At 72.5% G+C, this 26955-nt stretch carries 24 protein-coding genes and 1 riboswitch; of the genes, 12 read left to right on the forward strand and 12 right to left on the reverse strand.

Annotation, left to right across the window (positions count from 1 at the left end):
- Positions 1-44: 44 nt before the first annotated feature.
- From pknB to thiO, 4 genes are all read right to left on the reverse strand, one after another.
- On the reverse strand, positions 45-1982 hold the full coding sequence (pknB, locus tag AB0Q90_RS07500; protein ID WP_363158066.1) for a Stk1 family PASTA domain-containing Ser/Thr kinase: 1938 nt from the start codon (positions 1980-1982) through the stop codon (positions 45-47).
- 86 nt (positions 1983-2068) lie between these two features.
- Positions 2069-2866 (reverse strand): thiazole synthase, encoded by a 798-nt coding sequence (locus tag AB0Q90_RS07505; protein ID WP_363158067.1) that lies wholly within the window; start codon positions 2864-2866, stop codon positions 2069-2071.
- A 3-nt stretch (positions 2867-2869) separates the two neighbouring features.
- The gene (thiS, locus tag AB0Q90_RS07510; protein ID WP_363158068.1) at positions 2870-3070 is read right to left on the reverse strand and encodes a sulfur carrier protein ThiS; all 201 of its coding nucleotides are present in this window, start codon (positions 3068-3070) and stop codon (positions 2870-2872) included.
- Complete coding sequence (thiO, locus tag AB0Q90_RS07515; RefSeq protein ID WP_363158069.1) at positions 3067-4233, reverse strand: glycine oxidase ThiO; 1167 nt, start codon at positions 4231-4233, stop codon at positions 3067-3069. The genes thiS and thiO overlap by 4 nt, the downstream gene beginning before the upstream one ends.
- Positions 4231-4342, reverse strand: a riboswitch (TPP riboswitch). (Overlaps the previous gene by 3 nt.)
- Positions 4343-4394: 52 nt before the next feature.
- On the opposite strand from thiO, the gene AB0Q90_RS07520 reads away from it, so the two are divergent.
- From AB0Q90_RS07520 to AB0Q90_RS07545, 6 genes are all read left to right on the forward strand, one after another.
- Positions 4395-4745 (forward strand): hypothetical protein, encoded by a 351-nt coding sequence (locus AB0Q90_RS07520; protein ID WP_363158070.1) that lies wholly within the window; start codon positions 4395-4397, stop codon positions 4743-4745.
- A gap of 83 nt (positions 4746-4828) precedes the next feature.
- On the forward strand, positions 4829-5992 hold the full coding sequence (locus AB0Q90_RS07525) for an FAD-dependent oxidoreductase (protein ID WP_363158318.1): 1164 nt from the start codon (positions 4829-4831) through the stop codon (positions 5990-5992).
- Between the two features lie 90 nt (positions 5993-6082).
- Positions 6083-6454 (forward strand): Rv2175c family DNA-binding protein, encoded by a 372-nt coding sequence (locus AB0Q90_RS07530; RefSeq protein WP_363158071.1) that lies wholly within the window; start codon positions 6083-6085, stop codon positions 6452-6454.
- A 76-nt stretch (positions 6455-6530) separates the two neighbouring features.
- The gene (gene thiE / locus AB0Q90_RS07535; protein WP_363158072.1) at positions 6531-7178 is read left to right on the forward strand and encodes a thiamine phosphate synthase; all 648 of its coding nucleotides are present in this window, start codon (positions 6531-6533) and stop codon (positions 7176-7178) included.
- Positions 7179-7320: 142 nt separating this feature from the next.
- Complete coding sequence (gene metF / locus AB0Q90_RS07540; protein ID WP_363158073.1) at positions 7321-8244, forward strand: methylenetetrahydrofolate reductase [NAD(P)H]; 924 nt, start codon at positions 7321-7323, stop codon at positions 8242-8244.
- 56 nt (positions 8245-8300) lie between these two features.
- Positions 8301-9242, forward strand: a complete 942-nt coding sequence (locus AB0Q90_RS07545) for a hypothetical protein (RefSeq protein ID WP_363158074.1) — start codon at positions 8301-8303, stop codon at positions 9240-9242.
- 58 nt (positions 9243-9300) lie between these two features.
- Here the strand turns inward: AB0Q90_RS07545 and AB0Q90_RS07550 are convergent, their stop codons facing one another.
- The 4 genes from AB0Q90_RS07550 to AB0Q90_RS07565 all read right to left on the reverse strand — a co-directional run bounded on the left by AB0Q90_RS07550 (position 9301) and on the right by AB0Q90_RS07565 (position 14914).
- Complete coding sequence (locus AB0Q90_RS07550; protein ID WP_363158075.1) at positions 9301-10812, reverse strand: NAD(P)/FAD-dependent oxidoreductase; 1512 nt, start codon at positions 10810-10812, stop codon at positions 9301-9303.
- A gap of 580 nt (positions 10813-11392) precedes the next feature.
- Positions 11393-12022: a TetR/AcrR family transcriptional regulator gene (locus AB0Q90_RS07555; RefSeq protein WP_363158076.1), complete on the reverse strand. Its 630-nt coding sequence runs from the start codon at positions 12020-12022 to the stop codon at positions 11393-11395.
- Between the two features lie 23 nt (positions 12023-12045).
- On the reverse strand, positions 12046-14130 hold the full coding sequence (locus tag AB0Q90_RS07560; RefSeq protein ID WP_363158077.1) for a YhgE/Pip domain-containing protein: 2085 nt from the start codon (positions 14128-14130) through the stop codon (positions 12046-12048).
- On the reverse strand, positions 14102-14914 hold the full coding sequence (locus AB0Q90_RS07565; RefSeq protein ID WP_363158078.1) for an ATP-binding cassette domain-containing protein: 813 nt from the start codon (positions 14912-14914) through the stop codon (positions 14102-14104). The genes AB0Q90_RS07560 and AB0Q90_RS07565 overlap by 29 nt, the downstream gene beginning before the upstream one ends.
- 161 nt (positions 14915-15075) lie before the next feature.
- On the opposite strand from AB0Q90_RS07565, the gene AB0Q90_RS07570 reads away from it, so the two are divergent.
- The 3 genes from AB0Q90_RS07570 to AB0Q90_RS07580 all read left to right on the forward strand — a co-directional run bounded on the left by AB0Q90_RS07570 (position 15076) and on the right by AB0Q90_RS07580 (position 17273).
- A complete protein-coding gene (locus AB0Q90_RS07570) occupies positions 15076-15636 on the forward strand; it encodes an SAV_6107 family HEPN domain-containing protein (RefSeq protein WP_363158079.1) in 561 nt (186 codons plus the stop codon).
- 142 nt (positions 15637-15778) lie between these two features.
- Positions 15779-16606: a methyltransferase gene (locus AB0Q90_RS07575; protein ID WP_363158080.1), complete on the forward strand. Its 828-nt coding sequence runs from the start codon at positions 15779-15781 to the stop codon at positions 16604-16606.
- Between the two features lie 277 nt (positions 16607-16883).
- Positions 16884-17273, forward strand: a complete 390-nt coding sequence (locus AB0Q90_RS07580) for a DUF3040 domain-containing protein (RefSeq protein ID WP_363158081.1) — start codon at positions 16884-16886, stop codon at positions 17271-17273.
- A 161-nt stretch (positions 17274-17434) separates the two neighbouring features.
- Here AB0Q90_RS07580 and AB0Q90_RS07585 read toward each other — a convergent pair whose 3' ends face one another.
- The 4 genes from AB0Q90_RS07585 to AB0Q90_RS07600 all read right to left on the reverse strand — a co-directional run bounded on the left by AB0Q90_RS07585 (position 17435) and on the right by AB0Q90_RS07600 (position 22992).
- A complete protein-coding gene (locus AB0Q90_RS07585; RefSeq protein ID WP_363158082.1) occupies positions 17435-19816 on the reverse strand; it encodes a DUF3488 and transglutaminase-like domain-containing protein in 2382 nt (793 codons plus the stop codon).
- A complete protein-coding gene (locus AB0Q90_RS07590; protein WP_363158083.1) occupies positions 19813-21177 on the reverse strand; it encodes a DUF58 domain-containing protein in 1365 nt (454 codons plus the stop codon). The genes AB0Q90_RS07585 and AB0Q90_RS07590 overlap by 4 nt, the downstream gene beginning before the upstream one ends.
- Positions 21177-22205 carry a MoxR family ATPase gene (locus AB0Q90_RS07595; protein ID WP_363158084.1) on the reverse strand — a complete coding sequence of 343 codons (1029 nt, stop codon included), beginning with the start codon at positions 22203-22205 and terminating at the stop codon, positions 21177-21179. The genes AB0Q90_RS07590 and AB0Q90_RS07595 overlap by 1 nt, the downstream gene beginning before the upstream one ends.
- 238 nt (positions 22206-22443) lie before the next feature.
- On the reverse strand, positions 22444-22992 hold the full coding sequence (locus AB0Q90_RS07600; protein WP_363158085.1) for a carbonic anhydrase: 549 nt from the start codon (positions 22990-22992) through the stop codon (positions 22444-22446).
- A gap of 418 nt (positions 22993-23410) precedes the next feature.
- Here AB0Q90_RS07600 and rsmH point away from each other — a divergent pair, with 418 nt between their 5' ends.
- The 3 genes from rsmH to AB0Q90_RS07615 are packed head-to-tail and all read left to right on the forward strand — an operon-like array spanning position 23411 to position 26851.
- Positions 23411-24367: a 16S rRNA (cytosine(1402)-N(4))-methyltransferase RsmH gene (gene rsmH / locus AB0Q90_RS07605; RefSeq protein ID WP_363158086.1), complete on the forward strand. Its 957-nt coding sequence runs from the start codon at positions 23411-23413 to the stop codon at positions 24365-24367.
- Between the two features lie 43 nt (positions 24368-24410).
- Positions 24411-24896, forward strand: coding sequence for a septum formation initiator family protein (locus AB0Q90_RS07610; protein WP_363158087.1), 486 nt, complete (start codon positions 24411-24413; stop codon positions 24894-24896).
- Between the two features lie 5 nt (positions 24897-24901).
- Positions 24902-26851: a penicillin-binding protein 2 gene (locus tag AB0Q90_RS07615; RefSeq protein ID WP_363158088.1), complete on the forward strand. Its 1950-nt coding sequence runs from the start codon at positions 24902-24904 to the stop codon at positions 26849-26851.
- Positions 26852-26955: the final 104 nt, after the last annotated feature.

Genomic DNA, 26955 nt, shown 5'->3' on the forward strand with positions numbered 1-26955 from the left:
ATGGCGGCGGGGGTGCCCCGTCAGCGGACCTGTCGGATGATCTCTCAGCCGATCTCGATGGTGATCGTCGAGCCCTTGGGGGCCGTCTCGCCGCCCTCCACCGACTGGCCCTCGACGGTGTCCCCGAACAGCCCCAGCAGACCGCGGTCCTCGTCGACCTCGAAGCCGGCGGCCTCCAGCTCCGCCTTCGCGTCGTCGACGTTGTCGCCGACCACGTCCGGCACCTCGACCATCTCCGGGCCCTTGGACAGCGTCAGCGTCACCGTGTCGCCCCTGACCGCCTGGCTGTCGGCCTCCGGGGTCTGCTGGGCGACCTGGCCCTTGTCGTACTCGGAGGAGTTGACCTCCTCGGTGGCGACCCGCACCTTCAGACCGGCCTCCGCCAGCTCGGCCCGGGCGTCCGCGAGACTCTCGCCGGTGACGTCCGGCACGTCGACGGGGATGCCCTTGCTGACGACGAGCGCGACCGCGGTCCCCGAACGGCGCTCGGTGCCGGCCCCGGGCTCGGTGGAGATCACGGAGCCCTTGGCGACGCTGTCGCTGAACTCCCGGGTCACCATGCCCGGCTCCAGGCCCTCGCTCTTCAGCACGGCCTTCGCCTTGTCCAGGCGGTAGCCCTCCAGGTCGGGGACCTTCACGACCTCGGGGCCCTTGGAGATGACCAGGTTCACCGAGTCGTTGTGCCGGATGCGCTCGCCCGCCGCGGGGTCGGTGCTGATGACCTGGCCGCGCTTGACGGTGTCGCTGTAGCTGCGCTCGACCTTGCCGACCTCCAGGCCGGCCTCCGCCAGCCGGTCCTCGGCCTGCGCCTCCGTCTTCGTCAGCAGCGCCGGGACCTGGGTGAACTGGCCGGAGTTGATGTACCAGATGCCCGCGCCCACGCCGAGGACCAGCAAAATGGCGACGACGATCGCGAGGGGACCGCGCCGGGGCGCCGGGACACGGCGGCGCTGCGGCGGCAGCGGCGGCGGGGTCTCCAGGCGGCTGGTGCGGTGGAACCGCTCCTGCTCCTCGTCCTCGTTGACCGGCAGCGGGCGGGGCACGGTCAGCGAACGCGGGATCACGCTCGTGCGGTCGTCGGCGTTGTCGTGCTCCGTGGAGAGCGCCTGCGGCGGCACGGCGTCCAGCTGGTCCGCGCTCAGCGCACCGCGCGCCCGCCGGGTCTCGGCCAGCAGCGCGACCGCGTCGTGCGGGCGGACCTCCGGGGTGCGCGCGGTGGCCGACGCGACCAGCTCGTCGAGCTCGTACGGCAGCCCCGGCACGAGCGCCGAGGGCGGCGGGACGTCCTCGTGCAGATGCTTGTAGAGCACCACCGCCGGGGAGTCCCCGTCGTGCGGCTTCTCGCCGGTGAGCATCTCGTACAGGACGACACCGCACGCGTACACGTCGACGCGGGCGTCCGCGGCGCCGGGCTGCTCGATCTGCTCGGGCGCGAGGTAGGAGACGGTGCCGAGCACGGCACCGGTGGTGCTGGTCACGGTGTCCACGGACCGCACGAGCCCGAAGTCGGCGACCTTGACCCGGCCGTCGTCCCCTATCAGCACGTTCTCGGGCTTCATGTCCCGGTGCACGAAACCGGCGCGGTGCGCGGCACCGAGCGCGGCGAGCACCGGCTCCAGGATGTCCAGCGCGGCCCGCGGCTGCAGCGCCCCGCGGTCGCGCAGCACGTCACGCAGGGTGCAGCCGGCGACGTACTCCATGGCCAGGTAGACGTACGACCCGTCGTTGCCCTGGTCGAAGACCTGCACGACGTTGGGGTGCGCGAGGCGGGCGACCGACTTGGCCTCCCGGATGAACCGCTCGACGAACGTGCCGTCGGCCGCGAGGGCGGGGTGCATCACCTTCAGCGCGAGGACACGGTCGAGGCGGGTGTCCACGGCCCGGTAGACCGTGGCCATCCCGCCGACCGCGATCCGCGCCTCGACGCGATAACGGCCGTCGAGCAGCTGCCCGACCAGAGGGTCCTGAAGGGTCGTATCCACGCAGGTGAGTGTACGAGCCGAGGCTGACACTCCCGCCGGTTCGGGCAGGATCGGGGCGGGACTGCAGCCGAGCTGTGACGTGTCTCCTACTGGAAGGCGGGCCGTTCCGGATCCAGTGCCGCGATGCCGTCCACCGGCGACGAGGCCTCGGCGAAGTGCCGCCGGGGAATCCGCCCGGCCCGATACGCCAACCGCCCCGCTTCCACGGCGTTCCGCATGGCGGAAGCCATCAGCACCGGCTCCTTCGCCCGCGTCACCGCCGAAGCGAGCATCACACCCGCGCACCCCAGCTCCATGGCCAGCGCCGCATCCGACGCCGTACCGGCCCCCGCGTCCAGAATCACCGGCACGCGCGCGTGCTCGACGATCAGCTGGAAGTTGTGCGGGTTGCGGATGCCGAGCCCGGACCCGATCGGGGAGCCCAGCGGCATGATCGCCGCGCAGCCCACGTCCTCCAGCTTCCGCGCGAGCACCGGGTCGTCGTTCGTGTACGGCAGCACCGTGAACCCGTCGTCCACCAGCGTCTCCGCCGCGTCCAGCAGTTCGATCGGGTCCGGCAGCAGCGTCCGCTCGTCGGCGATGACCTCCAGCTTGATCAGATCGGTGCCGAGCGCCTCGCGCGCGAGGCGGGCCGTCAGGACGGCCTCACCGGCCGTGAAGCACCCCGCCGTGTTCGGCAGCACCCGGATGCCCAGCTTCTCCAGCACCGACAGCACCGAGCCGTGCACCGAGGGGTCCACCCGCCGCATCGCGACCGTGGTCAGCTCCGTCCCGGAGGCCACCAGCGAGCGCTCCAGGACCTCCAGGCTGGGCGCCCCGCCCGTACCCATGATCAGCCGGGACGTGAAGGACGTACCGCCGAGGACAAAGGGATCGTCGGCCATGGTTCAGCCTCCTTGGACGGCGGTGAGGACCTCGACACGGTCTCCCTCGGAGAGGGCGGTCGACGGCCACTGCGCGCGCGGGACGACGGTTTCGTTGAGGGCGGCGGCCACTCCGGAGGGCGCCGCGGTGAGGGACTTCACGAGCGTGTCGAGGGCCGTGCCCGGCGCGATCCGACGACGCTCGCCGTTGACCGAGATGTTCATGCGGGCTGCTCCGTGAGTGCCGTGGTGCTGAAGCGCTTCGGGGTGAACGGGCGGGCCTCGTCCGGGAGTTCGCCGGAGGCCAGGGCGTGGGCCAGGGCGTCGCCGGTGACCGGCGTGAGCAGCACGCCGTTGCGGTAGTGCCCGGTGGCCAGCAGCAGCCCGTCCAGCTCGGTCGGACCGAGCAGCGGCGCGTTGTCGGGGGAGCCGGGGCGCAGCCCCGCGCGCGTCTCCGTGAGCGGCAGTTCCGTGATGCCGGGGACCAGCTCGTGCGCGTCGCGCAGCAGCTCGTAGACGCCTCCGGCGGTCACCGTCGTGTCCCAGCCCAGCTCCTCGCTCGTCGCGCCGACGATCAGCTCGCCGTTCTCCCGCGGCACCAGGTAGACCTGGCTGCCGCGCACCACGGCCCGTACGGTGCGGCTCAGGAACGGCGCGTGGCGCTTCGGCACAGTGAGCCGCAGCACCTGCCCCTTCACCGGCCGTACGGGCGGCAGCACGTCGTCCGGGACGCCCGCCAGCCGCCCGCTGAGGCTGCCGGCCGCAAGGACCACCTGACCGGCGCCCAGCGCGGTACCGTCCCGCGTCACGCACCCCGCCGCCCGCCCCCGCAGGACGGACAGCCGTTCGGCCCAGACCCGGTGGAACACCACACCGGCCCGCTCACAGGCGGCCACCAGCGCCCGGGCCAGGCGCCGCGGGTCGATCTGGTGGTCGCCGTCCGCCCGCAGCCCGCCGCGCACGCCCGGCGCGAGCATCGGCTCCAGGCGCCGGCACTCCCGTCCGGACAGCCACTCGGACTCCAGCCCCGACTGCTGTTGCAGGGCGTGCAGTTCGCGCAGGTGGGCACGGTCGTCGGCGTCCAGCGCGACCGCGAGCGTGCCGCACCGGCGGTAGCCGAGGTCGTGGCCGGTGAGGTCGCCGAGCTCGGCCGCGAAGTCGGGGTAGCGGCGGGCCGAGGCGAGGTTCAGGCCGAGCAGGGTCTGCTCGCCGTAGTGCAGCTCCGTGACGGCGGCCAGCATCCCGGCGGCCACCTGGGCGGCGCCGCCGCCCGGCTCGGGGTCCACCACGGCCGTGGCGAACCCGCGCTGGGCGGCCCGCCAGGCCGTGACCAGCCCGATGATTCCGCCCCCCAAGACGAGGACGTCTGACGTACGCGTAGGCGACATGGGCGTCCAGCCCCTCCCTTCGCCGGCATGACCCGGATCAGGTTCGTACGGTCGGAGGCCGCCAGCCTCCCTCTCAGCCCGGTGCGTCCGGGCTCCCGCGAGTGCTTTACGTTGGCCACCCTAGCCCGATGCCTCATGTCTCAGTAAGGGAGCCTCTGTCCATGCCCCGCTCGCTCGACGGCCTCGTCCTCGCCCCGGTGGCCGACCAGGCCCCAGGTCAGGTGGGCACCCGGACCCGCTTCACCTACCACGAGAAGGACGGCGAGATCTGGGCCGAGTACGTGGGCGGCGATGTCGTACGCGGTCATCTCGTGGGTAGACGAGAAGGTGACCGGCTGGATTTCCGGTACGTGCAGCTCAAGCATGATGGGACGACCTCGTCCGGGCACTGTGTGTCCACGGTCGTGGAACTCCCCGACGGGCGGCTGCGGCTTGAGGAGAGCTGGGAGTGGGAGTCGCAGCCGGGCAGTGGGACCAGCGTTGTGGAGCAGGTCACGGAGCACGACGGCTGACTGACAAATTGTCAGTTGTCTATGGTGATCAGGTGAGCGAGCAGAGGCAGTCGCAGCGGCGGGTGGTCGTGGTCGGCGCGGGCATGGCCGGCGTACAGACCGCGGTCGCCCTGCGGGAACAGGGCTTCGCCGGCCCGGTGACGCTGATCGGCGCCGAACCGCACCAGCCGTACGACCGGCCCCCGCTGTCCAAGGCCGTGCTGCTCGGCAAGGCCGAGGGCTCCGCCTTCGACGTGGACTTCGAGGCGCTCGACATCGAACTCGGGCTGGGCCGCGAGGTGCTGGGCGTACGGCCCGCCGAGCACGAGCTGGACACCGCCGAGGGCCCGGTGCCGTACGACGTGCTGGTGCTGGCCACTGGTGCCGAACCGATCCGGCTGCCGGGCGCCGAGGGCGTCGCCGGGGTGCATCTGCTGCGCACCCTGGACGACGCCGAACGGCTGCGGCCCGTGCTCGCCCGACAGCACGACATCGTGGTCGTCGGCGCGGGCTGGATCGGCGCCGAGTTCGCCACCGCCGCGCGCGAGGCGGGCTGTGCGGTGACCGTCGTCGAGGCCGCGGACCGGCCGCTCGCGGGTGCGCTGCCCGCCGAGGTGGCCGCGCCGATGACCGGCTGGTACGCCGACAGTGGAGCGCAGCTGCGCACCCACGCGCGCGTGGCGCACGTCGAGCCCGGCGCGGTCGTCCTCGACGACGGCTCGCGGCTGCCCGCGGGCGCCGTCGTCGTCGGCATCGGGGCGCGCCCCGCCACCGTCTGGCTCGCCGGCTCCGGCATCGAGCTCGGCCGCCACGGCGAGGTCGTGGCCGACGACCACCTGCGCACCTCCGTGCCGGACGTCTACGCGGTCGGCGACTGCGCCTCCTTCCCCTCGGCCAGGTACGGCGAGCGCCTCCTCGTCCACCACTGGGACAACGCCCTCCAGGGCCCGCGCACGGTCGCCGCGAACATCATCGGCGAGACCCCGGCCGTCTACGACCCGGTGCCGTACTTCTGGTCGGAGCAGTTCGGCCGCTTCGTCCAGTACGCCGGCCATCACGCGTCGGCCGACAGCACGCTGTGGCGCGGCGACCCGTCCGGCCCGGCCTGGACGGTCTGCTGGCTGCGCGAGGGCCGCCTGGTGGCCCTGCTGGCGGTGGGCCGGCCCCGGGACCTGGCACAGGGGCGGCGGCTGATCGAGGCGGGGGCGCGGATGGATCCGGAGGTATTGGTGGACCCGGCTCGCCCGCTGAAGGCGGCGGTGGCGTAGCGGGCCGACGTCCCTCTGCCGTCCCTGTGCCGTCCCTGGTCGGACGGGCCTGGCTTCCGACTGTCAGTGCGGGATGGCAGGCTTGTAACCGTGACCGAGATTGACGCAAAAACCGATGCTCTCGTCCCCGCCTGGCTCACCCTCCCCGACATCGCCGAGATGCTCGATGTCGAGGTGACGCGTGTGCGGCAGCTGGTCAAGGAGGGCCAGCTCATCGCCGTACGCCGTGGTGAGAACCGGGCGCTGCACGTCCCCGCCGCTTTCATCGACGAGGCCGAGCAGAAGGTCGTCAAGGGCCTGACCGGCACCCTGACGCTCCTGCGGGACGACGGCTTCACCGACGAAGAGATGCTTGAGTGGCTCTTCACCCCCGACGACAGCCTGCCCGGCACCCCCGCGCAGGCCCTCAGCGAGAATCGCGGTACGGAGGTGAAGCGCCGCGCCCAGGCGCTCGCCGTCTGAATCACTGATCGACACCGAGGTGTACGGGTCGCGGGGCGCTCGCGGCCCGTACACCACCGACAACGGGGGGACACGTATGCCCGCGACCGCACGAGCCCGGTTTTCCGACGCCCGGCTCTACCTCTGCACGGACGCCCGTAGAAGCCAGGGCGACCTCGCCGAGTTCCTCGACGCGGCCCTCGCGGGCGGCGTCGACATCGTGCAGCTGCGCGACAAGGGCATGGAGGCCGCCGAGGAACTGGAGCAGCTGAAGGTCTTCGCCGAGGCCTGCGCCCGCCACGGCAAGCTCCTCGCGGTCAACGACCGGGCGGACGTCGCCCACGCCGCCGGCGCCGACGTGCTGCACCTCGGCCAGGGCGACCTCCCGGTCCCCGCCGCCCGCGCGATCCTCGGCGACGAGGTCCTCATCGGCCGCTCCACGCACGCCGAGTCCGAGGCCGCCGCGGCCGCCGTCCAGGAGGGTGTGGACTACTTCTGCACCGGCCCCTGCTGGCCGACCCCCACCAAGCCCGGCCGGCACGCCCCCGGCCTCGACCTGGTCCGATACACCGCGGGCCTCGGCACCGACCGCCCCTGGTTCGCCATCGGCGGTATCGACCTGGGCAATCTGGACGAGGTCATCGAGGCGGGCGCCCGCCGGGTCGTCGTCGTCCGGGCGATCACGGAAGCGGACGACCCGGGCGCGGCGGCGGCGGAGTTCGCCAAGCGGCTGCGGGAGGCGTAGGGCGTCCACGGAACGGACGTAGCGGGGTCGTGGAGGGCCCCGGAAGCCGCTGTTTGTCCAAGGGCTGGACAACAAGCCGACAAATCGGGCAAATTCCCGTCATCCGGTTGGGGGACCGCCGACCCCTGGCTAACCTGCCCGTATGGCCCTCGGCACCGCATCCACCAGGTCGGACCACGCTCGCACCGTCCGCGACATGCTCGCGACCGGCAAGACGACGTACTCGTTCGAGTTCTACGCCCCGAAGACCCCGAAGGGCGAGCGGAACCTCTGGAACGCGCTGCGCAGGGTCGAGGCCGTGGCACCCGACTTCGTCTCCGTGACCTACGGCGCGGGCGGCTCCACCCGGGCCGGCACGGTCAAGGCGACCGAGGCCATCGCCTCGGACACCACGCTCACCCCGATCGCCCACCTCACCGCGGTCGACCACTCGGTGGCCGACCTGCGCAACATCATCGGCCAGTACGCCGACGCCGGGATCCGCAACATGCTGGCCCTGCGCGGCGACCCGCCCGGCGACCCGATGGGCGACTGGGTGCCGCACCCCCGGGGCCTCACCTACGCCGCCGAACTCGTCGAGCTGATCAAGACGTCCGGCGACTTCTGCGTGGGCGTCGCGGCCTTCCCCGCGATGCACCCGCGCTCCACCGAGTGGGAGACGGACGTCCGGCACTTCGTCGACAAGTGCCGGGCCGGCGCGGACTACGCCATCACGCAGATGTTCTTTCAGCCCGAGGACTACCTGCGCCTGCGCGACCGGGTCGCGGCCGCCGGCTGCGACACCCCGATCATTCCCGAGATCATGCCGATCGCCAGCGCAAAGACGCTCGCGCGGGTGCCCTCCCTCACCAACGCCGCCTTCCCGGACTCCCTGAAAGAGCGGATCCTCACAGCAAAAGACGATCCTGCCGCTGTACGCTCCATTGGCATCGAGTTCGCCACGGAGTTCTGCGCACGGCTGCTGGCCGAGGGAGTGCCCGGACTGCACTTCATCACGCTCAACAACTCCACGGCGACCCTGGAGATCTACGAGAACCTGGGCCTGCACCACCCACCGCAGGCCTAGACCGGCCGCACCGGTTTACGACACACTGCGTAACGGCCACTGGGAGAGGGGCGTACATGGGCTGGACGGTCCTCTACATCGCGTTCGGCATTGTCGCGCTGTGGCTGCTGGGTGAGGTGCTCCTGCAGTACAAGGCGCGCCTGCGCTGGCGGCTGCTCGCCTTCGTCGGGTTCCTCGGCGTCGTGCTCGGCGTGCTCATCCCGTCCGTGATCGTCATCGGGCTCGGCACGGCCGCCTTCGCGGTCGGCCAGACCTACGTCACGCTGTCCTTCCGGCGCGGCTTCGCGGCCGGCTGGGCGATGAACGCACCGGTGCTCGGCGGCAGGAAGCGTCCGGACCGCCAGGACCCGACCCTTGAGGTCTCCGACCTCGAAGCGTCCGACGGGGCCTACGGCGACGAGGGCTACGGCCACGCGGGCCCCGCCTACGGCCGGGACGAAGACGACCGCGACGACGTGTTCACGCCCACCCGCCAGCCCTCGGCGGCCGAGACCACCGCGGTCTACGAGCCGCAGCCCATGCCGGACGACACCGGCTCCTACGGCATATACGACACCTCCGCCTACCCCGCCGCCGACCCGTCCTACGCCGCGGCAGGACAGCCGCAGGACCAGTACGCGACGGCGGCCCAGGGCACCGACCAGCAGCCCTACGGCTACGACGGCTACACCGGCTACGACCAGCAGCAGTACGGCTACGACACCTCCGGCCAGCAGCAGTACGCCGCCTACTCCGACCCGTACATCGGCACCCAGACCTACGGCGGCGCCTCGTACGACGCCGGCTACGGACAGCAGTACGGCCAGCAGGGCTACGGCCAGGACCAGTACGCCACCGGCACCTACGCCGGCGAGACCCCGCCCGGCGGGGTGTGGGTCCCGCAGCAGCGCAGCACCGACGACCCCTACGGCGGGGAACTCCCGCCGGAGCAGCCGTATCCGTACCAGGGCGGCCAGGGGCAGCAGGGCAACGGGTACGACGAGCAGTACCGCTTCTGACCTTCGGTACCGCTTCCGAGCTTCGGTCCTGTCGGCGCGTCGGGTCCTACGTCGGGTCCTACTGAGAACCCCGGAAGTCCGGACCCTCCACGATCAGCCCGGCGACCAGCGCGCCCGACATGCCCGCGTGGGGGAGACCGCCGCCGGGGTGCGACCAGCCGCCGGCGGTGAACAGGCCCGGGACACGGGTGCTGTTCGACGGGAACAGGAACGTCCCCTCGGCCGCGGCCAGCGCGGGTGCGGGCACCCCGCCGCCCTCGGCGCCCGTCTCCGCGCGGGTGTGCACCGGGGTCCGGACCTCACGCCACAGCACGCGCTCGCGCAGACCCGGTACGGCACGCTCGGCCGCCTCGGTCATCCGGTCCGCGAAGGCGTCGGCCGCGCCGGCCGCCGTCCAGTCGTACAGCGTCTGCGAGGGCACCGTCGCCGTGAGGACCACGGACTCGTGGGCCGCGTCGGGGACCATGGCCGGATCGTCCGGGCGGTGGACCCGGACCGTCGGCCGCACGGGCGGCTCACCGAGGCCGAGGGCGCCCGACTCGGCCCGACGGTCCGGGGTGTGCACCACCGTCAGATGCGCGGCACCCTCCTCACGCGCGCCGCGCAGGGCCAGGCAGACCACGACCCGGCCCGCGGCCGTCCCCTCCGGCCTGGGCTCGACGTCCGCCACGCCGTACAGCTCCCGGCCGCGCACCAGCTCGTCCAGCCGCCACGGACCGGTGCCGACCACGAGGTCCGCCTCCGCCACCGTGCCGTCGGCGAGCTCCACGCCCGCCGCCCGGCCGTCCTTCTCCAGCACAGCGGTCACCTCGGCGCCGAAGGCGAACTCGACCTTCCTGGCCAGGCACCGCTCGTACACCGCGCGCGCCAACTCCCGTATGCCGCCGCGTACGTACCAGGTGCCGAAGGCGAACTCCATGTACGGCAGCACCGCGGCGCTCGCCGGTGCGGCCTCGGGATCCAGGCCGTACCCGAGCGCGTGGCTCTCCAGCAGCGCGGCCAGCCGGGGGTCGCGCAGTTCCCAGGCGCCGACCTCGGCGAGCGTGGCGGCCAGGCGGGTGCGGAGCAGGCGCTTGTGCGGGACCGCCGGGTAGGGCTCCCGCTCGGCCAGCACCGACCAGTTGGGCCACAGCGGCTCCTCCAGGAGCGGTCTGCGGGTGCGGTCCCAGGCCTCGCGGGCCCGGACCAGGAAGTCGCCCCAGCGTGCGCCCGTGCCCGCCCCGAGCGCCTCGTCCAGGGCCGCGACGACGCCCGCGCGCGAGGCGTTCGGCAGCCGGACCTCGGTGCCGTCCGCGAAGACGTGCCGCGAGGACGGGTCGACCTGGACCAGGTCGACGCACTCCTCCAGCGGCTCCTTGCCGGTCTTGACGAACAGGTCCCGCCAGACGGCGGGCAGCGGCAGCAGTCCGGGCCCGGTGTCGAACGAGAAGCCGTCCCGCTCGAAGCGGCGCACCGCTCCGCCGTACGTCTCCGTGCGCTCGTACACCGCCACCCGGTGGCCCGCGACGGCCAGCCGGGCAGCGGTCGCCATCGCGCCCATCCCGGCGCCGATCACCGCAATCCGTGCCATGCCAGGGACTTTATCCGCCGCCACTGACAGTCACGGCGCCGGAGGCCCGGCCGGGGGGAGTACGGACACGGACGCGATCGTCACCAGTGGGCGGGGGAGCGGCCTGGGCCTGCGTGCGCAGGTGTGAGTACGCGTACCTAGTCGGTGAGATGAGTACGCGCGCGGATGGGGGCCGACCTGCGTGAACGAGACAGTGGAGACACGGAAAAGGGGCCCGGCTCCGGCACCGGCGACACGGGGCGCCGGAACGGAGCGGCCCCCGATCCGCTCCTTCCGCCGACCGCGCGTCGGCGGAAGCGAGGCACGGGGGGACCCGGGGGAACGACCGAACGGGGGTCCAACGGGGGATCAACGGGGGACCAACGGGGGAGTACGGCGAGAGCGCCGGTTCGCGGTGCCACGTGGGGGACGTGGCCATCGGCGGACCGGCGCTTTCGTGTGTGCTCGGGGGCTCCTGAGCGGACCTGGTGAAGTCCACTGCGGTTCGGCAATGCCCTCCAGGGGCGCGGCGAACTGCGCGACCGGCCACGACGGCGCCGCAGCCGAACGTCGACCCGTCACCGCGGCTCCAGCGGAGCGCCTAGCCCCGGCCGCTGACCCGCCCCTGCAACAGCCGCGACAGCGCCGCGTGCACGTCGTCCAGGGAGCGTTCCGGCTGGAAGGACTGCCAGTCCAGGGCGGCCACCAGGACCATGCCCACCAGGGCGGCCGCGGTCAGCGGGACGTCGATCTCGTCGCTGAACTCGCCGTTCGCCACGCCGTCGCGCAGCACGCCCTCGACGACGGCGATCACGTCCTGCCGGACCACCATCAGCGTGGACTGCCAGGCCCGGTTGGTGCGCCACAGCTCGGCGACGTAGAGCTGCGTGAAGGACGGATAGGCGGCGATGAAGCCGAGCCCCGCGCGGATCATCGCGTCCAGAGCGTCCACCTTGCTGCCGCCCTCCCGGGCGGTGCGCTCGGCGGCCTCCTTCAGGGACGCGGCCAGCAGGCCCACACCGTGCCGCAGCAACTCCTCGAAGAGGACCGACTTGCTCGCGAAGTTGTAGTACACCGTGCCCTTCGCGACCCCGGCGCGCTCGGCGATCTCGTCCACCGTGGTGGCGGAGAAGCCCTGCTCGGCGATGAGCGTGACGGCCGCCTCGTAGAGCTTCTGCCGGGTGGCCTCGCGGCGCGTTCTGCCGCCCGACGCGGCGCTGCTGCTTTCCATGACCATGATTGTCCCGCGCGCGTTCACAGGCTCAGCTCCGGGTGCAGCCGGTCGAGCGTCCACACCTGTCGGCGGCGCGCCGACAGTGCCGTCAGCGCGAGGGCGCCGGCGGTGAACACGAGGAGCACCACGCACGCGTGCCACACCGGAGTCAGGCCGCCGCCCGTGATGAGCCTCCTGAGGGCCTCCACGACGTAGCTCATCGGCAGGAAGGGGTGGAGCGCGTTGAAGAAGCCCGGGCTGGTCTGGACGGGGTACGTGCCGCCAGCGGACGTCAGCTGGAGCATCAGCAGGGCCAGGACGAGGATCCGCCCGGCCGGTCCGAAGCGCGCGTTCAGCCACTGCACGATCGCCGCGAAGCACGCCGTGACCAGGAACAGGAAGCCCACGGTCCCGGCCGCGCGGGCCATCTGCAGCCCGACCGCCCAGTGCAGCACCGACATCAGGGCCGTCGTCTGGAGCACTCCGATCACCACCACCGGCAGCCAGCCCGCCAGCGCGATCCGCCACGCCGAGGCGCCCGCCGCGAGCGCGCGCCGGTTCATCGGCGCGACCAGCATGTACGCCACCATCGCGCCCACCCACAGGGACAGCGGGATGAAGTACGGGGCGAATCCGGTGCCGTAGTTGGGCGCCTTGTGCAGGTCCTGCGAGACGAGCCGGACCGGGTCGGCCATCACCTCGGTGCGCTCGTCGCGGTCCCGCTTGCCGTAGTCGGGGATCTGCTCCGCGCCGTCGTGCAGCCCGTCCGAGAGCTCCCCGGAGCCGTCCACCAGCTTGTACAGGCCGTCCTTGAGGTCCTTGGCGCCCGTCTTGAGGTCGCCTACGCCCTTGTCCAGGTCGGTGGCGCCGGTCTTGGCCGTGCCGAGCCCGGAGTGGAGGGTCTTCGCCCCGGCGGCGACCTTGGCGGCGCCCTCGTTCAGATCGTTGATCTTGGTGACGGCGTCGTCGAGATCCTCGGACAGGTGCGGGGCGCGGTCGGCGAGGGCCTGGGCCTGCTTCTGGAGGGTGGCCAGGTGCCTGTCGAGCCGGTCCAGGGTGTCGTCCTGGTCCGTGACCAGCGTGTTGACGTCGTCGGCGACCCCCGCCACGACGGCGGCCGCGTCCTTCGCCGCCTTCAGGTCGGAGCAGGCGGTGTCGGGTACGAGAGCGTCCTCGCAGCGCGTCCGGTGGACCTCGGCGAGGTCGTCCGCGGCCGTCCGCGCGTCCTTGGCGGCGGTCGGCGCGCGCCTCTCCAGGGCGTCGAGGTTGTCGCGGATCGTCCCGGACGCGTCGGCGACCAGCTGGGCCGTGTCACCGATGGTCTTCTCGTTGTCCTTGAGGAACGGGCCGACCTTCTCGGCCGTCGCGTTGACCTTGTCGGCGAGCTTCTGCGTGCCCTCCGCGACCTTCTGGGAGCCGTCCTCCAGGTCGCCGGCGCCCTTGTGGAGCTTCTTCACGCCCTTGGCGAGCTCGCCGCTGCCGCTCTTGGCGTCCTTCAGCCCGTCGGCGAGGTCCCGCGAGCCCTTCTCCGCCGTGCCGATGCCGCTCTCCAGCTTGTCGGCGCCCTCGGCCGCCTTCACGGTCGCGCCGTGGATGTCGGAGAACGAGATGAAGATCCGGTCCAGGAACGACCGCGACGCCTTGGTGGACGCGGCCTCGCGCACCTCGCCGAAGACCGTCCGGGAGATCTGCCCGACGATGTAGTTGTTGGCGTCGTTGGTACGCACCTGGAGTGCGCCCGTCTCGGGGGAGTTCCCCGAGCTGGAGGCGATCCGCCTGCTGAAGTCGGCCGGCATGGTCAGCGACAGGTAGTACGTGCCGTCCTCCACGCCCGCGCGTGCCTCGGCGGCACTCACCTCGTGCCACTCGAAGACCTCGCTCTCGCGCAGGCCCTCCACGATGTCGTCGCCCGCCACGAGCTTCTTCCCGTCGGCGGTCGCCCCCTTGTCGTCGTTCACGAGCGCCACGGGGATCCGGTCCAGGCGGCTGTACGGGTCCCAGAACGACCACAGGTACAGGGCGCCGTACAGCAGCGGCAGCACGAGCAGCGCGACCAGCGCGGCGCGCGGCAGCTTTCCGCGGCCGAAGCGCCGGATCTCAAGCGCGGCCAGCTTCGGCGAGCGCATCGGCGGGCACCTCCTTCACTCCGTCCTGAGGAGCCTCTTCGCACTGAGGCGCGGCTTTGTCCTGAGGCGCGGCTTTGTCCTGAGGCGCGGTTTTGTCCTGAGGCGCGGTGGACACGACGACGGCGCCCCCCGGCGCCTCGCTGCACACCGCCACGACCGTCGTCCCGGCCTCGGCGATCGACCGCAGCAGCGCCCAGACCTCGGCCCGCTCGGCGTCGGAGAGCTTGAGATCGGTGTCGTCGACGCCGAGCAGCCGCGGCTCCCCGATCAGCGCCAGCGCCACGGACAGCCGCAGCGCCTCCACCCGCTCCAGATCGCGTACGGCGGTCCTGGAGCCCTTGGGCAGGGCCTCCCGGTCGAGTCCGGCGGCCGTCAGGGCGCGGTCGATCCGCAGCCGGGTCTCCGTCGCACGCTCCGCGCGCGGACGCAGCAGGCCGCGCAGCGAGCTGCCGAAGCGCCGCTGGAGCAGCGCCCGCTCGTGCAGGTGCTCGGCCACGGTGAGCGCCGGGTCGAGATCGGTCACGCCCGGGACGTGCGCGAGAGCGCTGACGCGGCGCACCGCCGCCATGTGCCCCGGCAGCGCGGCCTCGCCCACGGCCGCCGTGCCCTCGGTGGGCTTCATCCGCCCGGTCAGCGCGAGCAGCAGGCACGTACGGCCGGACCCGGACGCCCCCTCCACCGCGATCAGTGAGCCCGGCCCGGCCTCGAAGGAGACCCCGCGGAACGCCCATCCGCGAGGCCCTTCGAGACCGAGACCCCGGGCCGTGACGCCGACTCCGGCCACGGCTTCCCCATCCCCTGTTTTTGAACTGACTGGTCAGTGCAAAAACTAGCCCGAACTTTCGATCGAAGCAAAAGCCCAGGTCAGAACGGATTGTCAGTGCCATACCGCACGATGGGCACATACGGCACCCGTGCCGTCACACAGACGACAGGAGGTTCGTCATGGCCAGCTACCACGCAGCCGCCGCCCGCCGGCGCCGCGCCACCGGCCCTGCCCCCTCACTGACCGGCCCGGCGAGCGACGTGCACCCCGTGCTGCGCCGGGCCACGGCCCCGCCCGCCGCCCTCGACCTGCTCGCCCAGGCCCGCACCGGACTGGACGAGGCCGCCGTTCTGGAGACCCCCAACGAGCGCTACGCGACGGCCCACCTCGCCGCCCTGCGCACCGCCGCCGCCGTGCTCGCCGCACGCGGACGCCCCGAGACCACACCCCGACGCCGGGCCCGCATCAGGAGCGCCTGGGAAGTGCTCCCCGAGATCGCGCCCGAGCTCGCCGAGTGGAGCGCGCTGTTCGCCTCCGGGGCCCGGCGCCGCGCCCGGGCCGAGGCGGGTATCCAGGGCGCGGCCACCCGCCGGGACGCCGACGACCTGATACGCGACGTGGCGATGTTCCTGCGCCTCGTCGAGCGGATGCTGGTGCTCCAGCCGGTGCTCCCGCAGCCCCGCCAGGACACAGACCAGGAGGGGGAGGACCCGGGGCACGGCTTCCCGGACGCGGGCTGACGCCCGCGGTGACCAGGCGCGGCACCGGAGGCAATAGGGTGGGAGAAGCCTGAAGCCGCTCCGTTCCGTCACCTCGGACCGGGCGGCACCCCGTTCGCTCCGCCGTCGCTGGCGGCGGTGCCGCGCCGAGGAGTCAACTGCCGTGTCGGATCCGATGCGCCCGCCCGTCGCCCACCGCCACCCTCAGACGACGTCGCTGCGCTCCGACCCCTCCCGTCCTCGTGCCTCCCTCCGCACCGCCGTGGTCTGGGAGGTCCTCCAGGACGCCCTCGACCGCCGGGTCAAGGCCACGGGCCGCGAGGCGCTGGACGTCCTCGACACCGGTGGCGGCAGCGGCAACTTCGCCGTGCCCCTCGCCCGCCTGGGCCACCGGGTCACCGTGGTCGACCCCAGCCCCAACGCGCTGTTCGCGCTGGAGCGCCGCGCCGCCGAGGCCGGCGTCGCCGACCGGGTGAAGGGCGTTCAGGGCGACGCCCACGGTCTGTTCGACGTGGTCGAGCGCGGCGGCTACGACGCGGTGCTGTGCCACGGCGTCCTGGAGTACGTGGACGACCCGGCCGAGGGCGTCCGCAACGCGGTGGCCGCCCTGCGCTCCGAGGGCGTCCTCAGCCTGCTCGCCGCCGGCCTCGGCGGCGCGGTGCTCGCCCGGGCCCTCGCCGGGCACTTCAAGGAGGCCAAGCAGGCCCTCGACGACCCGAACGGCCGCTGGGGCGAGGGTGACCCCGTGCCGCACCGTTTCACCGCCGAGCAGCTCACCGCCCTGGTGGAGGGCGCGGGCCTCACGGTCGGCGCCGTGCACGGCGTACGCGTCTTCGCCGACCTGGTCCCCGGCGTCCTGGTGGACACCGAGCCCGGAGCCCTGGAGGCACTGCTGAAGCTGGAGGAGGCGGCGGCCGAGCTCCCCGCCTTCCATTCCGTTGCCACCCAGCTTCATGTGCTCGGTGAGACGCAGGGGGCTGCCGAGGCCTGAGCCGCCTCCTGTGATGCACCGCTGATCAGGGACTTGGCTGCACATGGAGTACGCCACAGCCCCCCCGATCGGGCGCTCAGCGCCGTATGATCGAGGGAGACCGCCCGGCATGACGGGTCGGCAGCTGGGGAATGCAGATCTCAGCGAGCCGGACCGTCCATGGCGGATCCCGGTTGGCCAATTGGCGTAGAGGGGCGGGTTTCACGGGGGCGATTCCCTGCCTATCCTGAAGGGACCCCCCGGGTCGCCCCGGCGACTGCACGATGAGGAGGACTCCGTGCCGCTCTCGGAGCACGAGCAGCGCATGCTCGAGCAGATGGAGCGAGCGCTGTACGCCGAAGATCCCAAGTTCGCGACAGCGCTTGAGGGAAGCGGGCTGCGCACGTACACCCGGCGACGGGTATACCAGGCAGTCGCGGGCTTCCTCGTGGGTATCGCGCTCCTCATGGCTGGAATGGTCGCCAAGCAGGTCTGGCTCAGCGTGGTGGGCTTCCTCGTCATGCTGGGGTGCGCGGTACTCGCCGTGACCGGTTGGCGCAAGGCTCCCAAGCCGGGTGAACAGCCCGCCGGCGGTCCGCATGCCAGCCGTCAGAGTCGACCCAAGCGCTCCATGATGGACCGCATCGAGCAGCGCTGGCAGCGGCGCCGCGACGAGCAGGGCCATTAGCTCGAAGAGCCGCAGCTCCCGTACAGACAGACGTAAGGGGGTGACCACCAGCAGGGTGGTCACCCCCTTACGCGTGCCTTCGGGCGTGCCCGCCATGCAGCACCGAGGCCCGGGCGGATTCCCGCCCGGGCCTCGCTGTGCGCGTCGCCTCGGCCTCGGCCTCAGCCCTGCTGCCCGGAGGGCTTTCCGGGCATCGGGCGTTCCGCGGACACCCGTGCCTTGACGCCGCTCCACCAGGCCGACGCCGCCCACGTCACACGCACGGCCGAGCGCGGCGCGAACAGTGCCCGCAGGCGCGTGCCGCGGCTGACTGTGGTCTGCAGCGCGCTGATCACCCGGCGGACGTCCTCCGCGAGGCCCGCCGTCGGGCGCGGCCGAGGAGCGTAGAGGACCTGCTCCACCGCGTCGGCCACCCGGTGCACCGAGGCCGCGGCCGTCGGATCGAGGTGCCCGAGCCGCACGATCCGCGCGGCCGCCTTGCGCGGCGTCTGCGACTCGTCCGGTGCGATACCGATGTCCCACGCCGTGTCCGTCAGCTCCTGCCAGGCGGCCAGCGTGTGCGAGGCCGCGTCCGCCTCGCTGCGGCCGTGCCCGCCCAGCCGTACCGCCCGGGTCCGCAAGCGCCACAGCAACGGCGCCAGGGGCACCAGGAGGACGACCAGCCCGCCCAGGGCCCAGGCGAGGGCGACGTACCACTTCGGGCCGTCGTCGTCCGTGACCAGCGCCGCCTGCGGGGACTCGCTCGCGCACAGCTCCGGCTTCTGCCCGGCCGGGCAGTTGTCGCTGGCCGACGGTTCCTGCGAGGGCGCGGTGCTCGGCGCCTGGGACGGCCGCTCCGTGTTCGGGAGGGAGCTGCCGGACGAATCCGTCTGGGTGTACGAGGGGACCGAACCCCGGGTCGGGGTCGGCTCGAAGCGGGTCCAGCCCACGCCCTCGAAGTACAGCTCGGGCCAGGCGTGGGCGTCCTTGAGCCCCACCGACACCGACTCGTCCCCCTGCGGGGTACCGGGCGCGAAGCCCACCGCCACCCGGGCCGGTATGCCCAGCGAGCGGGCCATCGCCGCCATGGCGAAGGAGAAGTGGACGCAGAAGCCCTGCTTGTCCCGCAGGAACCGGGCGATCGCCGTCGAACCGCTGCCCACCCGCACCTGGGTGTCGTACTGGAAGCCGCCGGTGACGGCGAAGTACTCCTGGAGCTTGACCGCCTGCTCGTAGTGGCTCGTCGCGCCGTCGGTGACCTCGCGCGCGGTGTCGGTGACCTCGTCCGGCAGGGACGACGGCAGCTCGGTGAACTCGCGCTTCAGGGCCGCCGACGGCTCCGGTGCCGAGGCCAGCTGCTCCGCCGTCGGCTGCACGTCGAGGCTGCGCACCGTGTAGGTCGCGCCGCGCGTGTTCTGGCCGTGGTCACCGACGAGCGTCATCCCCAGCGGTTCGTACCGCCAGTTCCCGTCGACGTCCACGCTGCTCGGCGGGTACGGCATCGGCAGCCAGTCCTGGGCGTACCAGTTCGCGGCCGAGACGCGGGTCACCACCTCGGCGCGCCGGATGTCGGGACCCAGGCCCATGGGGGTGGGGAACTCGTCCGGCACCGAGGTGATCTTCCGCTTGGCCGGCTTCCAGGTGGTGCCGTCGAAGTCGTCCAGGGACACGATCCGCAGATACATGTTGGAGAGGTTGTCGGTGCTGGTGCGCAGGGACAGGACCTCGCGGTCCTCGTCCACGTTCAGGCTGTCGCGCAGCGACACCAGCGGGTTCACCGCGGAGATCGTGCCGCCGCCCCCGGATCCGCCGCCCACGCCGGCGCCGGTGGCGCCCAGCAGCCCTCCGCTCATCGCCGGCATGCCGAGCGGCACCACCAGGGCGATGCCCAGTGCGACCACGCCGATGCGCCGCCCGGTGCGCACGGGTGCCACCGCGCCGCTCGGCTCGCCGCCCGGAGTGCGCGGGGCGCCGCCGAAGACGCGTCCCCACTGCGACAGCCGGTCCCGGCCCTCGGCCAGCAGCAGCATCAGATAGCCGCACGCCGCGACCAGGAACCACAGCCAGTCCGCGGCGCCGTCGGACAGCCCCGCGGCGACGGAGTACAGCGCGAGCAGCGGCAGCCCGGCCGGGGCCGCGCTGCGGAAGGTGACCGCGAGGGTGTCCACCGCGAGGCCGATCACCAGGACACCGCCGATGAGCATCAGCCGGATGCCGTCGGACAGCGGCGCCGGGATCGCGTACCGGCCGACGTCGTCCGTGCCGGCCTGGAGCAGGTCGGCGAATTGGGTGAACGCCTGCGGCCCGGGCACCAGCCCGAACAGCGCCTGCTCGCGGGCGAAGGACAGCGTCAGCAGCATCAGCGTGACCAGGGCCTGCGCCCCGACGGTCAGCGTCCGGGCCAGCGGCACCCGCCGCGCGGCCATGCCCACGCCCGTCTGCACCGCCAGCATCAGGGCCGCCTGGAAGAGCCACGTGGGCTTGTCGACCAGGGGCAGCAGGGCGCACGAGGCCATCAGTGTGGCCGCGGCGGCGCACAGCGCCAGTCGTGCCCTCCCGCTCATGCCGGTCCCTCCCCACCACTCGCGGCGACGACGCCCGCGCGCTCACGGTCCGCCTGGCGCCACAGCTCGGTCAGGGGCGCGCCCCGCGGCACGCTCACGGCCGTCCAGCCGGCCTCCCGCAGCATGCGCAGTCGCTCCCCGTTCCTGTCCAACGGCCCGGCCACGTCGGTCGGTTCCCGGATCCAGGTCTCGCTGTCCAGCACGAAGGCGACCGCGCCCCCGCTGCGCTGGCGCATCTTGGCGGCCACCGCCGCCTGCTCCTCGTCGAGGTCGCCGAAGAAGGCGACCAGCAGCCCCTCGTTCCCGCCGCGCAGCACGTCGTACGCCCGGGACAGGCCCGTGCCGTCCGAGTGGTCGATCACCGCGAGGGTGTCCATCATCAGGCCGGCCGCGTCCGCCGACTCCTGGCTGGCACCGGCGAAGCCGTCGGCCCCCTCGCCGGGCACCGAGCTGCCGGTGTCCGTCAACAGTCGTACGGAGAAGCCCCGCTCAAGCATGTGTACGAGCACCGAGGCCGTGCCCGACACGGCCCACTCGAAGGCCGAGTCCGGGCCCGCGCCCTGGAAGGCCAGGCCCCGGGTGTCCAGGAGCACCGTGCAGCGGGCGCGCTGCGGCTGCTCCTCGCGGCGCACCATCAGCTCGCCGTAGCGGGCGGTGGATCGCCAGTGCACGCGGCGCAGGTCGTCGCCGTAGCGGTAGCCGCGCGGGATGACGTCGTCCTCGCCGGCCAGCGCGAGCGAGCGCAGCCGTCCGTCGCCGTACCCCTTGGCCTCGCCGCTCAGCCGCACCGGCGGCAGCGGCTCCACGCGCGGGATCACCGTCAGGGTGTCGTACGTGGAGAAGGAGCGGGTCAGCTCGCACATGCCGAACGGATCGGTCAGGCGGAGCTGGAGGGGGCCCAGCGGGTAGCGGCCGCGCAGGTCGGAGCGGACCCGGTAGGACACCTCGCGGCGCCCGCCGGCCTCGACCCGGTCCAGCACGAAGCGGGGGCGCGGGCCGAGGACGTAGGGCACCCGGTCCTGGAGCATCAGCAGGCCCGTGGGCAGCCGTGAGACGTTGTCCATCCGCAGATGGACCCGGGCCTCGCTGCCGGCGGGCACGCGCGCGGGGGAGAGTCGGCGGCTGCCCGCGACCCGGTAGCGCGTGCGGTAGAGCACGGTCGCGCACACCAGCGGCAGTACCGCGAGCAGCAGGCCCACGCGCAGCAGGTCGCTCTGTCCGAGGACGTACGCGCAGACGGCCGCCGCGATGCCGGCGGCCAGGAAGGAGCGGCCGCGGGTGGTCAGCCCGGCCAGGGCGGTGCGCACGCCGCCCTGCTCGCCCCGGTCGGCCTCCGCGTGCCCCGTCCCCCCGGTGCTCATCACAGCCTCCGCGGCGGCTGCTGGCCGTACGGCTGCGCGCCGTTGCCCAGCCCGATACCGCCCTGCTGCTGGGGCACCGGGGTGCGCTGGAGGATCTCCTGGACGACCTGCTCCGCGGTGCGCCGGTTGAGCTGGGCCTGGGCGGTGGGCAGCAGCCGGTGGGCCAGGACGGCCACGGCGAGGGCCTGCACGTCGTCCGGCAGCGCGTACTCCCGGCCGCTCAGGGCGGCGGAGGCCTTGGCGGCGCGCAGCAGATGCAGCGTCGCGCGCGGGGAGGCGCCGAGTCTGAGGTCGGGGTGGGTGCGCGTGGCGGCGACCAGGTCCACCGCGTACCTCCGGACCGGGTCGGCGACATGGACGCCGCGGACGGCGTCCACCAGCTTCACGATGTCGTGCGCGTGGGCCACCGGCTGGAGGTCGTCCAGCGGGTTCACCCCGCCGTGGATGTCGAGCATCTGCAGCTCGGCGTCCGCGCTGGGGTAGCCGATGGAGACCCGGGCCATGAAGCGGTCGCGCTGGGCCTCGGGCAGCGGGTAGGTGCCCTCCATCTCGACCGGGTTCTGCGTGGCCACCACCATGAAGGGGCTGGGTAGCTCGTAGGTCTGCCCGTCGATGGTGACCTGCCGCTCCTCCATGGACTCCAGCAGCGCCGACTGGGTCTTCGGCGAGGCGCGGTTGATCTCGTCGCCGATCACGATCTGCGCGAAGATCGCGCCCGGCTTGAACTCGAAGTCCCGGCGCTGCTGGTCCCAGATGGACACACCGGTGATGTCCGAGGGCAGCAGGTCGGGAGTGAACTGGATACGCCGCACCGAACAGTCGATCGACCGCGCCAGCGCCTTGGCCAGCATCGTCTTGCCCACGCCCGGGACATCCTCGATCAGAAGATGTCCCTCGGCGAGCAGCACGGTCAACGAGAGCCGTACGACCTCGGGCTTGCCCTCGATCACTCCCTCCACCGAATTGCGGACACGCTCCACAGTGGCGGTCAGATCAGTGAGGCTCGCTCGATCGTCATAGGTCGTCACCCGGCCCTCCTCGGCCCGTTCTTTCCGGGCCGACGCTCTGCGATGCGGACCGGCCCACCCCTGGAACACGGACACCACGCGTGAAAGGCTCTGCGCGACGCCACACCCGCATTCTTGCTGCCGTTACCGATTCGTGTCACTCGCCTGTGGACAACTGGCTGCGATATGTCGGGGCTTACGGCCTTTTGGGCACCGCCCAGCCGGAAATCAACAGCGAAGCGACAGCTTCGGGCCGGGGTTACGCCGGGTCGATCTCGCGCAGCAGCCCGGACTTCACGTCGAAGACGAAGCCGCGCACGTCGTCGGTGTGCACCAGGAACGGCGAGGTCCGCACGCGCTGCATCGACTGCCGTACGTCCTGGTCGACGTCCCGGAAGGCCTCCACGGCCCAGGCGGGGCGCTGGCCGACCTCCATCTCCAGGTCGTGCCGGAAGTCCTCGGTGAGGGTCTCCAGGCCGCAGCCGGTGTGGTGGATGAGGACGACGCTGCGGGTGCCGAGCGCCCGCTGGCTGATGGTCAGGGAGCGGATCACGTCGTCGGTGACGACTCCGCCCGCGTTGCGGATGGTGTGACAGTCGCCGAGCTCCAGGCCGAGTGCGGCGTGCAGGTCGAGACGGGCGTCCATGCAGGCCACGACGGCGACCTGGAGAACGGGACGGGCGTCCATTCCGGGATCGGTGAACGCGGCGGCGTACTGCTCGTTCGCGTCGACGAGGCGGTCGGTGACCGTGCCGCCGCCGGCTATCGCGCCTTGGGGACCTGCGGGAACCGATGCAGAAGTCGTCATACCTATGACGGTACTGGTCACGTCCGATCCGGGCCCGCTGTGAGAGGGGACAAAGAACGTCATTGAGTCTTGTTGTGAGCTAACCCACAAGGGTGGCACGAGCGCCGCTGTAGGAGTGGTCCACCGCGCCTCGCGGCTTCGGAACCGGCGCGGGCCACGACGCGCAGGCCGGTTGATTGACCGGGAGACACGGTGGACTAAAGTGACGCGAAGCGGGAGGCGAGCCCTCCCTGCTGGACTGAACTTCCGAAGGACCCGGCACACCTGCCGGAGATCTCCCCGCGTGCGCGGCGCGTACGTACGGCTCGGCCTCCTCCCGCTCCCGGCCGGCTGACGCTTCCGGCGCCGGCAGGCCTCCCCTTCACGAGCGGGCGGGGACCCGGCAGTGCGTACTCCTCGCCGGATCTGAGAGGGCCCCTTGAGCCAGAGTCGACATGTCCCGGTGATGCTCCAGCGGTGCCTGGACATGTTGGCCCCCGCCCTCCAGGCCCCCGGAGCGGTCGTCGTCGACTGCACCCTCGGCCTCGGCGGCCACAGCGAGGCGCTCCTCCAGCAGTTCCCCGAGGCCCGGCTGGTCGCCCTCGACCGGGACAAGGAGGCCCTGCGCCTGTCCGGCGAGCGGCTCGCCCCCTTCGGTGAGCGCGCCACCCTCGTCCACGCGGTCTACGACGAACTCCCGGACGTTCTCGAACGGCTCGGCATCGCGCGCGTGCAGGGCGTTCTGTTCGACCTCGGCGTCTCTTCCATGCAGCTCGACGAGGCCGACCGCGGCTTCGCCTACGCCCAGGACGCCCCGCTCGACATGCGCATGGACCAGACGACCGGCATCAGCGCCGCAGAGGTCCTCAACACCTACCCGGCCGGCGAACTCGTGCGGATCCTGCGGGCGTACGGCGAGGAGAAGCAGGCCAAGAGGATCGTGTCCGCCATCGTGCGCGAGCGCGAGAAGGAGCCGTTCAGCAACAGCGCGCGGCTCGTGGAACTGATCCGGGACGCGCTGCCGCAGGCCGCCAAGCGCACCGGCGGCAACCCGGCCAAGCGCACCTTCCAGGCCCTCAGGATCGAGGTCAACGGCGAGCTGTCCGTGCTGGAGCGGGCGATCCCGGCCGCCGTGAAGGCGCTGGACGTCGGCGGGCGCATCGCCGTGCTGTCGTACCACTCGCTGGAGGACCGGCTGGTGAAGCAGGTGTTCGCGGCCGGTGCCGCCAACACCGCGCCGCCCGGGCTGCCCGTCGTGCCCGAGCAGTACCAGCCGCGGCTCAAGCTGCTCACCCGCGGTGCCGAACTTCCCACCGAGGAAGAGGTCGCCGAGAACCGGCGGGCCGCACCGGCGCGACTGCGCGGGGCCCAGCGCATCAGGGAGGACATGGAGTGACGGGCGTGAGTGAGTTGGGAAGCCGAACTCACTGGAGGGGCGCGTGAGTAGGAAACCCGAACTGAAGGGGAGGGCCGCCCGGCTCGCGCGACTCTTCCCGGCGGGCCCCGGTCAGGCCGCCCGCACGCCCTTCGTCGTGCTCGTCGTCCTCCTTCTCGGCGGCGGCCTCATCGGGCTCCTCGTGCTGAACTCCGCCCTCAGCGAAGGCGCGTTCCGCCTCGACGACCTCCAGAAGGAGACCAAGAGCCTCACCGACGAGGAACAGTCCCTCCAGCGGGACGTCGACGCCTACTCCGCCCCCGACGCCCTCCAGCGTCGCGCACGCGAGCTCGGCATGGTGCCCGGCGGGGACCCCGCCTTCCTCGACCCCGACGGCACGGTCAAGGGCGTCCCCGCCCCGGCCCCCGCCGCCCGGCAGGCCTCCGCGCACAACCCCCTCGTCCTGGCCCCCGAGGCTTTCGTGCCCCCGCCGACCACCGGCGCGCCCTCGACCCCCGCAGCCACCACGACCCCGACCCCCGGCAGGTGACGGAAGTGTCCGACAGGGAACCGCCGCGCCGCCGCGTGCCCGGACCCGCACGGCCCGCCCGCCCCGGCGGCCGGCGCACCCCGGGCCCCGGCGCCCGCCCGGCCCGCCGCCCGGCACCGCCCCGCCCCACGGCTCCCCAGGCCCTCCGGCTGGGCAGCCCCCGCCCCCGGCTGCGCATGATCAGCCTCGCGCTGACCCTGGTGCTCGTCGCCTTCGCCGTACGACTGCTCCAGGTCCAGGCCGTCGACGCGAGCACCTACGCCGCCAAGGCGGAGAAGAACCGGTACGTCGGCTACACCCTGGCCGCCGAGCGCGGCGGGATCACCGACCGCAACGGCGTGGCCCTCGCGACCAGCGTCGACGCGTACGACATCACCGCCGACCCCACGCTGTTCACGCGCAAGGCGCTCAAGGTCGACGACGGGCCCGAGCAGGCCGCCGCCCTCCTCGCGCCGATCCTCGGCCAGGAGCAGGAGGCCCTCACCAAGAAGCTCAGGGCGAAGGGCCAGTACGCCCTGCTCTCCCGCCGCCAGACCCCGCAGGTCTGGAAGCAGATCAAGGACCTCAAGTCCGCGCTCGCCACCAAGGCCGAGACCGACCCGGGCACGGTCAACGTCCTCGCGGGCGTCTTCTCGGTCGCCAGCAGCAAGCGCGTGTACCCCAACGGCGACCTCGCCGCCGGGATACTGGGCTGGGTCAACTACGACGGCAAGGGCGGCGGCGGCATCGAGCGGCAGCTGGAGCAGGAGCTGGCCGGCCAGGACGGCAAGATCCGCTACACCCAGTCCGGCGGCCGCCAGGTTCCCACCGCCGACTCCGCCGAGACGCCCGCCGTGTCCGGCAGCGACGTCGAGCTCACCCTCGACCGCGACATCCAGTGGGCGGCGCAGGACGCGATCACCGAGCAGGTGAAGAAGTCCAAGGCCGACCGCGGCTATGTGATCGTGCAGGACACGAAGACCGGCGAGATCCTCGCCATGGCCAACTCGCCGGGCTTCGACCCCAACGACCTGTCCGAGGCCGACGCGAACTCCCTGCACAACTGGAGCCTGGAGGACGCCTACGAGCCCGGCTCGACCGCCAAGGTCATGTCGATGGCCGCCGTCCTGGAGGAGGGCGTGGCCACGCCCGACACCCATGTCGTCGTGCCCAACCGGCTGCACCGCGGCGACCGGCTCTTCCGGGACGACATCGACCACATCACCTGGTACCTGACGCTCAACGGCGTGCTCGCCAAGTCCAGCAACATCGGCACCATCCTGGCCACCGGGCAGCTCGGCAAGACGCAGCCGGAGGCCAACCGGGTCCTCTACTCCTACCTGCACAAGTTCGGCCTCGGCAGCTACACCGGGCTCGGCTTCCCCGGCGAGACCAAGGGCATCCTCGCCGCGCCGGACCAGTGGTCGACCTCGCAGCAGTACACGATTCCTTTCGGCCAGGGCGTGTCCGTCAACGCGATGCAGGCCGCCTCGGTCTACTCGACGATCGCCAACGGCGGCGTACGCGTCGAACCCACCCTCGTGCGCGGCACGAAGGGAGCCGACGGACGCTTCACTCCCGCCCCGAAGCCGGAGAAGACAAGGGTCGTCAGCGCCAAGACCGCGAAGACCCTCGCCCGGATGCTGGAGTCGGTCGTGGACGACCGGGAGGGCACCGGCACCAAGGCGCGCATCCCCGGCTACCGGGTCGCGGGCAAGACGGGTACGGCCAACCGCGTGGATCCGGCCACCGGCAAGTACCGCGGTTACACCTCGTCCTTCGCCGGGTTCGCGCCCGCCGACCAGCCGCGTATCACCGTGTACTGCGCCATCCAGAACGCCACGAAGGGCAGCTACTTCGGCGGCCAGATCTGCGGACCCGTCTACAAGCAGGTCATGGAGTTCGCCCTGAAGACCCTCCAGGTCCCGCCGACCGGGGCCGGGGCGGCCAATCTCCCGGTCACCTTCCAGCCCTGATCAGTACCGAGCAGCCAGGAACCACCTCGTGACAACGATCACCCCCGATCCCGGGAACCAGAGCACCCCCCGCCCCTCGCTTCGCTCCGAGGCGGGTGCGCCCG

Origin of the sequence: Streptomyces sp. NPDC079141, assembly GCF_040686775.1 — a bacterium.
Classification (GTDB): Bacteria; Actinomycetota; Actinomycetes; order Streptomycetales; family Streptomycetaceae; genus Streptomyces.

Bases quoted from the DNA above. Each gene is read 5' to 3' on its own strand.
- AB0Q90_RS07505 (WP_363158067.1), bottom strand. From the start codon at position 2,866: ATGGCCGACGATCCCTTTGTCCTCGGCGGTACGTCCTTCACGTCCCGG.
- thiS (WP_363158068.1), bottom strand. From the start codon at position 3,070: ATGAACATCTCGGTCAACGGCGAGCGTCGTCGGATCGCGCCGGGCACG.
- thiO (WP_363158069.1), bottom strand. From the start codon at position 4,233: ATGTCGCCTACGCGTACGTCAGACGTCCTCGTCTTGGGGGGCGGAATC.
- AB0Q90_RS07520 (WP_363158070.1), top strand. From the start codon at position 4,395: ATGCCCCGCTCGCTCGACGGCCTCGTCCTCGCCCCGGTGGCCGACCAG.
- AB0Q90_RS07525 (WP_363158318.1), top strand. From the start codon at position 4,829: ATGGCCGGCGTACAGACCGCGGTCGCCCTGCGGGAACAGGGCTTCGCC.
- thiE (WP_363158072.1), top strand. From the start codon at position 6,531: ATGCCCGCGACCGCACGAGCCCGGTTTTCCGACGCCCGGCTCTACCTC.
- metF (WP_363158073.1), top strand. From the start codon at position 7,321: ATGGCCCTCGGCACCGCATCCACCAGGTCGGACCACGCTCGCACCGTC.
- AB0Q90_RS07545 (WP_363158074.1), top strand. From the start codon at position 8,301: ATGGGCTGGACGGTCCTCTACATCGCGTTCGGCATTGTCGCGCTGTGG.
- AB0Q90_RS07550 (WP_363158075.1), bottom strand. From the start codon at position 10,812: ATGGCACGGATTGCGGTGATCGGCGCCGGGATGGGCGCGATGGCGACC.
- AB0Q90_RS07555 (WP_363158076.1), bottom strand. From the start codon at position 12,022: ATGGAAAGCAGCAGCGCCGCGTCGGGCGGCAGAACGCGCCGCGAGGCC.
- AB0Q90_RS07560 (WP_363158077.1), bottom strand. From the start codon at position 14,130: ATGCGCTCGCCGAAGCTGGCCGCGCTTGAGATCCGGCGCTTCGGCCGC.
- AB0Q90_RS07570 (WP_363158079.1), top strand. From the start codon at position 15,076: ATGGCCAGCTACCACGCAGCCGCCGCCCGCCGGCGCCGCGCCACCGGC.
- AB0Q90_RS07585 (WP_363158082.1), bottom strand. From the start codon at position 19,816: ATGAGCGGGAGGGCACGACTGGCGCTGTGCGCCGCCGCGGCCACACTG.
- AB0Q90_RS07590 (WP_363158083.1), bottom strand. From the start codon at position 21,177: ATGAGCACCGGGGGGACGGGGCACGCGGAGGCCGACCGGGGCGAGCAG.
- AB0Q90_RS07600 (WP_363158085.1), bottom strand. From the start codon at position 22,992: ATGACGACTTCTGCATCGGTTCCCGCAGGTCCCCAAGGCGCGATAGCC.